The organism is Iningainema tapete BLCC-T55 (assembly GCF_014698965.1).
Classification (GTDB): Bacteria; Cyanobacteriota; Cyanobacteriia; order Cyanobacteriales; family Nostocaceae; genus Iningainema; species Iningainema tapete.
This window is the reverse complement of record NZ_JACXAE010000072.1, coordinates 114480-126167: the sequence shown is the minus strand read 5'-3', so window position 1 is coordinate 126167 and position 11688 is coordinate 114480. Positions and strand designations below refer to the sequence as shown.

The 11688-nt window shown below is 42.1% G+C and carries 10 protein-coding genes; 3 read left to right on the top strand and 7 right to left on the bottom strand.

Annotated features, from left to right (window positions below; genetic code table 11):
• Window positions 1-117 precede the first annotated feature (117 nt).
• Window positions 118-1146, top strand: a complete 1029-nt coding sequence (locus ICL16_RS21625; protein ID WP_190831880.1) for a serine/threonine-protein kinase — start codon at window positions 118-120, stop codon at window positions 1144-1146.
• Between the two features lie 15 nt (window positions 1147-1161).
• On the opposite strand, the gene ICL16_RS21620 is transcribed toward ICL16_RS21625, so the two are convergent.
• Complete coding sequence (locus ICL16_RS21620) at window positions 1162-2064, bottom strand: S1 RNA-binding domain-containing protein (protein ID WP_190831878.1); 903 nt, start codon at window positions 2062-2064, stop codon at window positions 1162-1164.
• Window positions 2065-2174: 110 nt separating this feature from the next.
• Window positions 2175-2918, bottom strand: coding sequence for a dienelactone hydrolase family protein (locus tag ICL16_RS21615; RefSeq protein WP_190831876.1), 744 nt, complete (start codon window positions 2916-2918; stop codon window positions 2175-2177).
• A gap of 201 nt (window positions 2919-3119) precedes the next feature.
• On the opposite strand from ICL16_RS21615, the gene ICL16_RS21610 reads away from it, so the two are divergent.
• The gene (locus ICL16_RS21610; RefSeq protein WP_190831874.1) at window positions 3120-4103 is read left to right on the top strand and encodes a GntR family transcriptional regulator; all 984 of its coding nucleotides are present in this window, start codon (window positions 3120-3122) and stop codon (window positions 4101-4103) included.
• 36 nt (window positions 4104-4139) lie between these two features.
• Here the strand turns inward: ICL16_RS21610 and ICL16_RS21605 are convergent, their stop codons facing one another.
• The 5 genes from ICL16_RS21605 to tig form a co-directional block, all read right to left on the bottom strand.
• Window positions 4140-5225, bottom strand: a complete 1086-nt coding sequence (locus ICL16_RS21605) for a glycoside hydrolase family 3 N-terminal domain-containing protein (RefSeq protein WP_190831872.1) — start codon at window positions 5223-5225, stop codon at window positions 4140-4142.
• A gap of 75 nt (window positions 5226-5300) precedes the next feature.
• The gene (locus tag ICL16_RS21600) at window positions 5301-6191 is read right to left on the bottom strand and encodes an alpha/beta fold hydrolase (RefSeq protein WP_190831870.1); all 891 of its coding nucleotides are present in this window, start codon (window positions 6189-6191) and stop codon (window positions 5301-5303) included.
• A 60-nt stretch (window positions 6192-6251) separates the two neighbouring features.
• Window positions 6252-7592 carry an ATP-dependent protease ATP-binding subunit ClpX gene (gene clpX, locus ICL16_RS21595; RefSeq protein ID WP_190831868.1) on the bottom strand — a complete coding sequence of 447 codons (1341 nt, stop codon included), beginning with the start codon at window positions 7590-7592 and terminating at the stop codon, window positions 6252-6254.
• 9 nt (window positions 7593-7601) lie between these two features.
• Complete coding sequence (gene clpP, locus ICL16_RS21590) at window positions 7602-8297, bottom strand: ATP-dependent Clp endopeptidase proteolytic subunit ClpP (RefSeq protein WP_190831866.1); 696 nt, start codon at window positions 8295-8297, stop codon at window positions 7602-7604.
• A gap of 243 nt (window positions 8298-8540) precedes the next feature.
• Window positions 8541-10043 (bottom strand): trigger factor, encoded by a 1503-nt coding sequence (gene tig, locus ICL16_RS21585; RefSeq protein ID WP_190831864.1) that lies wholly within the window; start codon window positions 10041-10043, stop codon window positions 8541-8543.
• 583 nt (window positions 10044-10626) lie between these two features.
• Between tig and ICL16_RS21580 the strand changes: the two genes are divergently transcribed.
• Window positions 10627-11667, top strand: coding sequence for an aspartate-semialdehyde dehydrogenase (locus ICL16_RS21580; RefSeq protein WP_190831862.1), 1041 nt, complete (start codon window positions 10627-10629; stop codon window positions 11665-11667).
• Window positions 11668-11688 lie beyond the last annotated feature (21 nt).

Genomic DNA, 11688 nt, shown 5'->3' with positions numbered 1-11688 from the left:
TTAGGCGTAAAATATATAATTTTTATACTACAATAATTCGAGATTTACTGTTTTTATTTTTCCGGATAAATGTAGACGCCTCAGCGGGGCGTCTCTACGGTTTGACGGTGGTGTGACATGAATACAGGCGTAGCGCAAATTATTGGTGGACGTTATCAGATTATTAAATTATTGGGGGAGGGGGGCTTTGGGAGGACTTATCTAGCGGAGGATTTATATCAGTTGGGAAGCCAGTATGCTGTCAAGCATTTAACTTTCTCTAGTCACAATCCCGATCAAGTGATCAAGGTTAGGGAATTATTCAAGCGTGAAGTAGAAACTTTACAAAAGTTAAACGGGCATCCACAAATTCCTAAGTTCTTCGCTCACATTGAAGAAAATCAAGAGTTTTACTTAGTACAAGAATTTATTGACGGACATTCTTTTAGTGATGAAATTAAAGCAGTAACTAAGTTAGAGGAAATTGAAGTAGTCCATTTTTTAAAAGATTTACTCACTATTCTGGAATTTATTCACAGTAAAAATATTATCCATCGTGATATTAATCCTGATAATATAATTCGGCGTAAAGATGGTAAGTTAGTTTTAATTGACTTTGGTGCAGTCAAAGAAGTTATTACTCAAACTCAAATCCAAAAACCTGGTACTCAGATTTATACTTTGGGTTATGCTCCTCAAGAGCAGATGCATGGATATCCTAGATTTAACAGTGATATTTATGCGCTAGGAATGACTGCAATTGAAGCATTGACAGGTTTGGAACCGACAGTCTTACCAACAAATCAGGATGGAGAGGTTATATGGCAAGATCAAGCAGAGGTTAGTCCAAAACTGGCAAGAATTTTGTCCAAAATGGTGCAGGATAATTGTAATTTGAGATATCAATCAGTAACAGATGTACTCATAGATATAGATACAATAGCTAATTCATCAAAAACACAAGTTGTTGTACTACATCAACACTCAAGCAAAGCTGCAAATACTGATAAATTTCTCTGTGTTCTATTGCTAATTAGTATTATATTTACAATCTTTTATGCTGCCGGATGGTTACCAGAAAAAACTGAGACATTGCCCCAACAAGAACAGTCTTTCTTAAAGATTTCATCGCTAACAGCTAATAGAAAACTCACAATTAACAATTAGCTGTTAGCAAATTCGCTATTCAGAGAGTTTGTTCCTAGCTCGCTCTGCGCGGGCTTCGGCTGATGCCATCACCTCGTCCATATTTTCTAACATTTCGCCGGGGAAATTTTCTAAAATTCTGGTGGAAAGGGCAACTCGACCTTTACCTTGATCTACATCTAAGATTACTGCACGCAACGGCTGACCGATTTGAAAAACCTTTTCCAGATTGTCAATAAATTTCTGACTCACCTGTTTGATGTGGAGTAAAGCGCTAGTACCATCTAAATCCACAAATACACCAAAGGGTTTCATCCCAGTAACTTTCCCAGAAACTAGCTGCCCGACTTCAAACAGACTGAAGTTGGCAGAACGAACCGCTATGCGCTGAGAAAGTATCAGTTTGTTGTTGCTACGATTAACTTCTAAAAAGCCAGTAGTGAGAGTTTGACCTTTGAGTGATTCTAAATTATCTCGTTCAACTAAGTGCGATCGCGGAATAAATCCCCGTAAACCCTGAATCTCGACAGTAACACCACCTTTATTCACATTGGCTACTCGCACTTGCACTGTCTGACTATTTTCCTGCATTTGCGCTAGTCTTTCCCAAATGTGGTTAATTTCTAGTTGTCGCCGAGAAAGAGTTACTTGCCCTTCTGCATCTTGATCGCGAATAATTAAAAACTCTAAATCCTCATTTAACGGTAGCACCTCCGATAAATCTGTGATTGCTCTCAAAGAAGCCTCATCACGGGGAATAAAAGCTGACGACTTGCCACCAATATCAACATAGGCTCCATCTGGATCTAGTTGGTACACTTTGCCGTGTACTACCTGTCCCTTTTGAAACTGATAGTCGTGTTTTTCTAGTGCCTTGGCAAAATCGTCCATTGTAAAAGGCGAATCGGCTTTTTGAGAAATTTTCGCTTCGGAATTCATGACTTTTGAAGATAAATAGTTAATTGCTAACTGCTAATTGTTAATTGTTAATTGTTTTTAGCCATTAACCAGTCTTCAATTAGCAGTTCTTACGGATGTTTCTTTACTACTTAGTTGCTTAGTTGCCCAAACAGTTGTTTTACTTGCTCCCAAGCATCGGCTGCAGCTTTAGGATTATAGCTGCCACGATGATCGCAGAAAAATCCGTGTTCAGCTCCATCGTAGCGAAACACGCGATGCGGAATTTTGTATTTTTCTAACTCTGCTTCAATCTCTGTAACCTGGGATGAGGGAATACTGGCATCTTCCATACCAAAGAAGGCATAAAGAGTACCTTTAATTTCTGGAGTACGGGTAACAGTGGGATCTCCACCGCCAAAAGTGCGGGTGGTAATGCCTGCACCGTAGAAGGAAGCAGCGGCTTTGATATCTGGTAGAGTTGCGGCAAGATAAGCTACATGTCCCCCAAAACAAAAACCAATGCAGCCAAAGCCATCCTGCTTAACATTTGGTAAGCTTTTTAGGTAATCAATGGCTGCTTGAATATCGCCCAATAACTCTGATGCCTTGGTTTGCATCGCATAGTTTCTCCCAATTTCTATGTCTTGGGGAGTATAGCCAGTTTCAAAACCAGGGGCTATTCGTTGGAAGAGTTCAGGTGCGATCGCCACATAACCTAATGCGGCAATGCGTTCTGTTACTTCGCGAATGTGGGTGTTGACTCCAAAAATTTCCTGTAACACCACAACTCCTGGAAACGAACCAGAAGTTTTGGGTTTTGCTAAATAAGCAGAAATTTGTACACTGGGTTGATTTATATTAACTGTTGTGGTATCTATTCCTTGCTCTGCCATAATAGATTTTTCGCTTCGCTATGTAATTATTAGATATAACAGTGCCAGTAGCTCAAGGTTATCTCCAATCAAATTATTAACTATAAGTAGCAATTACACAGCAAATTTCCTTACTGAGAAATTCAATGTATAAATAAATTATTTGATTGTTGCACATGCAACTGGTAACATACCGCCCACTCACAAGTAAGAGGTTTGGTGATGCTCCAATTCCGAATTCAACCAGATAGTGAAATTCCCTCTTCAGCTCAGTTGTTTAACCAAATTAGGTTTGCGATCGCGTCGCGGCAATACCCACCTGGATACAAATTGCCTAGCACCAGAGCCTTAGCAATGCAAACTGGTTTGCATCGCAATACCATTAGTAAGGTTTACCGACAACTAGAAGAAGAAGGATTTGTAGAAAGTTTAGCTGGCTCAGGAATTTATGTCCGCGCCCAAGGTCATGAGGGAGGTAGTAGACTACAATCACCGATTCTCAAACAATATCCTGAAGCATACAAAGTTGTCCAACAAGCGCTTGACGAGTTACTTTCCCAAGGCTGCTCACTCAGTCAAGCACGAGAGCTATTTTTAGCGGAAATTGACTGGCGCTTGCGTTGTAGTGCGCGAGTGTTGGTTGCCGTTCCCGCTCAAGATATTGGTGCTGGAGAATTGATGGTGTATGAATTAGAACAAGAACTCAAAATCCCCGTACAGTTAGTAGTCATGCATGAACTAGCTGCCATCATCGATCAAACTTCCTCTGCCACGGTTGTCACAAGTCGATATTTTATTGGAGAAGTAGAGGTAATTGCCGCACCCAAAGCTGTACGTGTAATTCCTCTAGATATTTATGACTACGCCAAAGAATTTAACCTCTTAAAAAATATGCCAAAAGATAGTTGTGTTGGCATAGTCAGCCTTAGTTCTGGAATTGTGAGGGCAGCAGAAGTTATCCTTCATGGTTTTCGCGGGGATCAACTACTAGTGATGACTTCTCAACCAAAAGATAGTTACAAACTACAAGCAATAGTCAAGAGAGCAAATTTAATTATCAGCGATCAAGCCAGTTATTCTGCAGTACAAGCCGCAGTACAAGCCGCTCAAGAAGACATTATTCGTCCACCTAAACTAGTTCGCTGTGAAAATTATATCGGTACAAATTCGATTAATTTGCTGAAACGAGAATTGGGATTGGGATGATTGTAGAGACGTTCCGGCGGAACGTCTCTACAGGATTTAAAATGAAGAGGCGATCGCCAATTCAGCATGTTTAGTAAAGGTATCTTGATCGAGAAGATACGGTGAATACTGAGGAGTTATGGCGAGTAGTTTTTCAATTCGCGCCCTGGCTGCTTCGACTACTGACTCGGAAAGACTACCTTTGCCAAGCGATTCTGAAAAGTCGTGAGCAATTTTATAAGTTTGTTCTAGGGATGAGGAAGGTAGATTGCGAGATACAATAAATAGATCGCAGCCAGCATTAAAGGTTCGCGCTAAAGTGCCAGCCTGAGTATACATATTTGAGACTGCCTTCATGTCTAGGTCATCAGATACAACTACTCCTTCAAAACCAAGCTCTTGGCGAAGTATACCTTGTAAAATGGGTGTCGATAGGGTGCATGGTACTTCAGGATCGATCTTGGGGAAAAGGATGTGAGCAGTCATAATCATGGGAACCTGCTCCTCAATTAATGCTTTGAAGGGTATGAGTTCGCGATCGCGCAGTTCTTCCACAGTCAAATTCAGCACTGGTAATTCTAAGTGAGAGTCAGTGCTGGTGTCTCCATGTCCGGGGAAATGCTTGGCACATCCTATAATTCCTGAGTCCTTGAGTCCCAAGTAGTATTCACGCGCACCCCTAGCAGTAGTTGACGGAGTGTATCCAAAGGCACGATAACCAATGATGGGGTTTTTGGGATTGGAAAAAATATCAGCTACAGGTGCCCAGGATACATTAATACCGAGTGATTTCAGTTCCACCCCCGTAGCTCTTGCTACCTCACGCGACCTATTACCGTAGAGCAACGCATGAGGAAATCGCGTAAATGGCGGCGGTGTGCGGAAAACGCGACCTCCTTCATGGTCTATAGTCATGAACATTGATTCGCGTTCAGTATATTTTTTTACATTATCTATTAACTCTTTAAAGCTTTGCAGCCAAACTTCATAGGGAGCGTCATAACGAAAGTTATTCAGGTAGAAAACAATTCCGATGGGGTTTAATTCACTAAGTATACGTTTATCATCATCATTTAACGTAGTACCAGTTATACCGACAATCAGATGGTTCCCAAAGGACTGAAGTTCTCGCAATCCCGTCATTGTGCTCTCCCTATATACGTATTTATTTTTTAAGTACGTAGTAAGCGCTAAAGCGCTTTAGCGCTTACTACGAAACTAATATAAAAATTCTTGTACCTGCTGCAAATAAGTTGGTGCGTCTTCCAACATGGGGAAATGAGCCGTATTGGGAATCATGACAAACTTAATCGCGTCGCTTAAAGTTGCCGCACTACGCCCCATTGAGGCAGGAATAATGCGATCGTATTCCCCAGCTACCAATAGCGTAGGCACAGTTAGCTGAGCAAACTCTTGGGGCATTACCTCTGTTGCTGTCTTACTCACAGAAGTAAAAATTGTAGCCAAAGCTGCATCGTAATCTGCTAAAAGAAAATCCTGCAAGAAAGCCTGACGCTCTGGTGCTGGTATGGGGCGATGCAGAAATCGCGCCATAAACATCCGATCCACTAACGGTATTTTCTCTAACCACTTAGGGCGAAATTTAACAACGTAGCCACCGAATTTATGAAAGGCTGTAAACGCTTTTTCGTCGTACTCAAAAACACCGCTACAAGTCAAAATCGCTTTTTCTACTCGTTGCGGGTAGCGGTTGAGAAATAAAGTGGCAATCGATGCGCCCATTGAATGGGCATTGAGAAACACACGCTTGACTTCTAATTGATCGAGCATTGCTGCTAAATCGTCAGCGTATTCTTCTAACTCATAGGTTAACTCTTGAATTGCCTCAGTTTCTTCTTGCACTGACTGCGACTCTACCACCGCTTCACTTGCTTTGGCGATGCTGGGCTTTCCACGGGAGCGCCCAAATCCCCGTAAATCGTAGAGTAAACAATCAAATCGATCTGATAAAGCATCGGCGGTACTTTTCCAGTATCGCCCGGAACCTGCCCAACCGTGAATAAAAACCATCACAGGTTTAACACCATCTGATGGTTTTTTTATCCACTCATAATAATGCTCAACGCCACGAACATTGATGTAAGACATCGCGGTAGATGGGAGGTGGGGAATACTTTTGTACAGACGCTCCGCCGGAGCGTCTCTACTTTACGCTGATTCTGGCTTGGGTAGTGAAGAAGGATGTACTAGGAGTTCGGCTGTTGAGCGCTTTTCTACCATTTCTCGCGTTACTGTGCACCTTGTTAGATCTTTACGAGAGGGTAGTTCGTACATCACATCCAGCATTAGTTCTTCGACAATACCCCGCAATGCTCTCGCACCAGTTTTCCGACGATAGGCTTCTTGGGCGATCGCTCGCAAGGCTTCTGGTTTAAAGTCTAGCTGAACATTGTCCATCTTCAGCAACTTTTGGTACTGCTTGACCAGAGCGCTGCGTGGTTGGGTTAAAATTGCCATTAGTGCTTCTTCATCCAGAGGCTCTACCACTGCTACCATTGGTATCCGCCCAATAAATTCTGGAATCATGCCGAATTTCACTAAGTCATCCGGTTCGTGATTGCGCAAAGTATCTGCTATGCGCCGATCTTTTGACTGTCCCTCTCCTGGTTGGACAAAACCTATTGACTTTTTACCAATTCTCTGCTCTACTACTTTTTCTAAACCTACAAAAGCTCCGCCGCAAATAAATAGGATATTGCTCGTATCTATTTGGATGCAATCTTGATAGGGGTGCTTACGTCCTCCTTGGGGTGGTACGTTGGCGATAGTCCCCTCCAACATTTTCAGCAAAGCTTGCTGTACACCTTCGCCAGAAACATCCCGCGTAATCGAGGGGTTCTCGCTCTTGCGAGCAATTTTATCTATTTCATCAATATAGATAATTCCTCGCTGCGCTTCTTCTACATCCAACTCTGCCACTTGTAACAGTCGCAGCAAGATATTTTCTACATCTTCTCCCACATATCCGGCTTCAGTTAATGTAGTAGCGTCAGCAACAGCGAACGGTACATCCAATATTTTCGCCAGAGTTTGGGCTAGCAGTGTTTTACCACAACCGGTGGGACCGATGAGTAGAATGTTTGACTTTTGCAGTTCTACAGAATCATCTTGCGCTTTGCCACTACCCTTAGACTGCACAAGTGCCAGACGTTTATAGTGATTGTATACTGCGACCGAAAGCACTTTTTTGGCTTCGTCTTGACCAATTACGTGTTCGTCTAAATATTTCTTAATCTCTCTTGGCTTTGGTATTTGATTCAACGAGAGATTGGAGGAGCGGGCGCGGCGTTTTTGCGGTGGTTCTGATCGAGGCGCACTTTGGGATGATGTCGCCCCATTGGTGTCGAGTAATTCCTCGTCTAAGATTTCATTACACAAATCAACGCATTCATCGCAGATGTAGACTCCCGGTCCGGCGATTAGTTTACGCACCTGCTCCTGAGACTTGCCACAAAACGAACATTTTAAATGGGAGTCGTACTTAGACATACCAGCCTCTTATTTCAGAATGGTGACATTTTCCCCTGCTACGGGAAGATTTTGCCTGTAGATGACCTGATCGATCAACCCGTAATTTTTTGCCTCATCAGCCGACATGAAGAAGTCCCGCTCAGTGTCAGCTTCTATTCTTTCCAATGGTTGACCTGTGTGCTGAGCCAATAAATGGTTCAACTTAGATTTATGATAAAGAATTTCTCTGGCTTGGATCTCAATGTCAACTGCTTGTCCTTGAGCGCCACCGAGTGGTTGGTGAATCATAATCCGAGAATCAGGTAGAGACATACGCTTACCTGGCGTTCCTGCTGTTAACAAGAATGCTCCCATGCTAGCGGCTAAACCAAAACAAATCGTTACCACATCTGGACGAATTTGTTGAATGGTATCATATATTGCCATTCCGGCTGTGACCGAGCCACCGGGAGAGTTGATGTAGATCTGAATATCCTTTTCGGAATCTTCAGCATCTAAAAACAGCAGCTGAGCAACAATCAGATTAGAAACAGTGTCATCTATTGGCGTTCCTAAAAAGATGATCCGCTCTCGCAACAAGCGGGAGTAGATGTCGAATGCACGTTCTCCCATACCGGATTGTTCCACAACCATCGGGACGATGTTGCTAGGACTGAGTTGGGAGTTAACTGATAAATAACTCAAACTGCTAATTTGGTGATTTCCCGACTGCGATACAAGCATAAAAGAACGTTTGACAATGATTTTACAGAGTTATCAGCAGCGATCGCTGCCAAAAAATGCTTATTCTATTCTTATCTTAGCTATGTGTTAACCATTATGCCTTATTTAATTCTCTTACGCCCGTAATGGACGAGATTCTTCTGGTAGCCAGAAGGTAGAGATTTTACGGTAAGGAGATTTGTCGGTTGGGCAAACCCCTCTGGAAACCCAACAAATGCATATAATGGTTGGGTTTCTTTCCTTTTAGCCTTCGCTTGGGGGATTGTCACCGCTAGCTTCTTTTGCGGTGGGCGTAGTTTCCTCACCTGAGGTGATAACTGTAGCTTCTACATCTATAGGGGAATCCGTACTTTCTTCAATAATTTGTTCCGTAGGTGATGCAGCTTCTATTTCAGTTGCTGCCACTTCTGCCCTCAAAGTTCCTTCCGGTACAAGTTCAACTGATGAATGTTCTACAAGCCAATCGAGAATTCTCTCCGTTAACATTTCGTTTTCTACAGCTATGGCGAGATTTTCTGGATCAATGTCTCGCTCAGAGTATTGTTGCATCAGTTCTTGAACTCTGGCTTGAATTTCTTCGTCTGTAACAGAAATAGATTCAAGTTTACTAACTTCCATTAAAGCCAAACTTTGCCTCAGGCGTTCAACTGCCTCACCACGAGAACGTTCTTGCCACTGAGGGATCATTTCTGGACTAAATAACTTTTTGACATCAACTCCTTGTTGTGAAAGTCGGAACAATGTTTGTCTTAACATTGTCTCAACTTCCTGCTTGATCATTGTTTCTGGCAAATCTACGGACACGTGCTTTAGTAGTTCAGCAATCACAGCTTGATGCTTATTTGCCTTTGTTTTGTCCTGAGCTTCTTTCTCAAACCGCTCTTCTAAAGAACGACGCAACTCCTCTAAAGTTTCGTATTCACTAACTTCTTGCGCAAAGTCGTCATTCAATTCTGGTAGTTCTTTTTCCTTCAGTTCATGGAGTGTGACTGTAAAAATAGCATGTGTTCCTGCTAATTCTGGATTTTGATAGGGATCAGGAAACTGAGCTGATATTTCCTTGGTTTCTCCAGCATTCATCCCTACTATACCTGTAACGAAGCCAGGAATAAATTTGTCTTCAAGCAACTCTACTTGAAAATCTTTTGCTTGGGCACCTGGGATCGCTCTGGGTGGAGCTGTTTCATCGTCACCTGGAGATGGAGCGAATACACCTTTAAAATCCACCACAGCAATATCGCCTATTTGAGCTTGACGCCCTTCTACTGGAATCAAAGTCGCCATTTGCTGACGTTCGTTTTCCAAAACTTTGTCTACTTGCTCTTTGTCATATTCAACTTCTTCGGCTTTGACTATGAAATCTTTGTACTGGTTAAGGTGTGTAACTGGTTCTACATCTATGGCAGCAGAAAATGTCAGGGGTTTTCCTGGTTCATAATTATTAACCAATTCCTCAAACTGTGAACGTAGTTGAGGTTGCCCAATCGCTTGGATTTCCTCTTGCTTTAGGGCTTTTTCTATCCCATCTTGAATTATTTCTTCCAGCGCTGCCGCCTTGATGCGATTCATTCCATAACGCTGTAATAATATCTGTCTTGGTACTTTGCCTTTGCGAAACCCAGGAATATTTGCAGAACTTGCTAAATTTTTAACTACCTGTTCGTATCTTTGCTTGGTTACTTCTGGCGTAATTTCGATTGACAAACCAATCTGACTCTTGGGAAGTTTCTCCTGGGTGACTTTCATGTCTTCTCTGGTGTATATTTTGTACTTCTAGTTGACTATTGATTATGTATGGAAATTGATAGCAGGGTTAATACCGTGATATCCTGGGCGTGAGAACCGAATAATAGTACTCGCTTGTAATGTGTACCATTGCCTCCCGTACCTGTTATGGAACTTGCACGGGCGATCGCTCTCACTTGCCTTCAGACATAGCTCAAGCGTTTGAGCTTGTAGTTCTATGTCATTCCTACTGGTTTAGCTTCCAATTGGATCATAGTACATCAATCCTTCAAAGCTAGCACGCCTGTGGAAGAGTATTACTCTCATCTAGGTGCAGACATATAACGTTTTGACCAGTACATGCAGTTTGGTAGTATAATACGACATTTAAATTTATGGCAACTTCAATAATTAATTGTTGTAAACAGCAGTGTGACATAAAATAATCAACTAGCCAAGAATGTATTAAAGTAAGAATACGTTGAAAAAACTAATTAAATTGCCGTATAGAAATTTTTTACTGTTAGTATATTAAATTATGTTGTAACTTTTTATTAAAAATAACCAATAATTCAATAATACAGATTATGAGGAGGAAGTCAGGTTGTCTAAATCCTATCGAATAGCTATATTGGGAGCAACGGGAGCCGTGGGCAAAGAGTTGCTGGAATTACTGGAAAGCCGAAATTTTCCTTTGTCAGATTTAAGATTGTTGGCATCACAACGTAGCGTAGGACGGAAGTTACAGTTTAAAGGAGAAGATTTGCCAGTAGAGGTGGTGAGCGATCGCGCCTTTAATAATGTAGATTTAGTGCTAGCAAGTGCAGGTGGTGCAACGTCAAAAGCTTGGGCGTCTATAGCTGTAAATGCTGGGGCAGTAGTCATAGATAACTCCAGTGCCTATAGGATGAACCCAGAAGTTCCGCTAGTGATTCCAGAAGTTAATCCACAAGCCGCAGCAAACCATAAAGGCATTATTGCCAATCCCAACTGTACGACAATTTTGATGGCAGTAGCAGTATGGCCTTTACATTGTCATCAACCAGTAAAACGCATTGTGGCAGCAACCTACCAATCGGCAAGTGGCGCGGGTGCATTAGCAATGGAAGAAGTAAAAACCCAAACAAGCGCCATATTAGAGGGTAAGCAGCCTACACCATCGGTATTTCCTTATCCATTGGCATTTAATTTATTTCCGCATAACTCCCCATTGAACGATTTGGGGTATTGCGAAGAAGAAATGAAAATGGTCAATGAAACCCGTAAAATATTTAACAATCAGCAGATCAAAATTACCGCAACATGTGTACGGGTTCCCGTACTAAGAGCTCATTCAGAAGCAATTAATCTAGAATTTGAATCACCATTTAGCGCGGTAGAAGCAAAAGAGATCTTAAGTCGATCTCCTGGAGTAAAATTGGTCGAAGATTGGAAGGCAAATTATTTTCCCATGCCAATTGAAGCCACAGGTAGGGATGAAGTTTTAGTAGGAAGAATACGCTCAGATATTTCTCATGAATGCGGCTTGGAACTGTGGCTGTGTGGCGATCAAATCCGTAAAGGAGCAGCTTTGAATGCAGTACAAATAGCTGAGTTGTTAGTAGAAAAAAATCTGCTCCAACCAGCAATAGCCATTAGCCAGTAAAGACACCTCGCAGGGGTGTCG

Coding starts and splice junctions, on each gene's coding strand:
- ICL16_RS21625 (WP_190831880.1), top strand. CDS start 118: ATGAATACAGGCGTAGCGCAAATTATTGGTGGACGTTATCAGATTATT.
- ICL16_RS21620 (WP_190831878.1), bottom strand. CDS start 2,064: ATGAATTCCGAAGCGAAAATTTCTCAAAAAGCCGATTCGCCTTTTACA.
- ICL16_RS21615 (WP_190831876.1), bottom strand. CDS start 2,918: ATGGCAGAGCAAGGAATAGATACCACAACAGTTAATATAAATCAACCC.
- ICL16_RS21610 (WP_190831874.1), top strand. CDS start 3,120: ATGCTCCAATTCCGAATTCAACCAGATAGTGAAATTCCCTCTTCAGCT.
- ICL16_RS21605 (WP_190831872.1), bottom strand. CDS start 5,225: ATGACGGGATTGCGAGAACTTCAGTCCTTTGGGAACCATCTGATTGTC.
- ICL16_RS21600 (WP_190831870.1), bottom strand. CDS start 6,191: ATGTCTTACATCAATGTTCGTGGCGTTGAGCATTATTATGAGTGGATA.
- clpX (WP_190831868.1), bottom strand. CDS start 7,592: ATGTCTAAGTACGACTCCCATTTAAAATGTTCGTTTTGTGGCAAGTCT.
- clpP (WP_190831866.1), bottom strand. CDS start 8,297: ATGCTTGTATCGCAGTCGGGAAATCACCAAATTAGCAGTTTGAGTTAT.
- tig (WP_190831864.1), bottom strand. CDS start 10,043: ATGAAAGTCACCCAGGAGAAACTTCCCAAGAGTCAGATTGGTTTGTCA.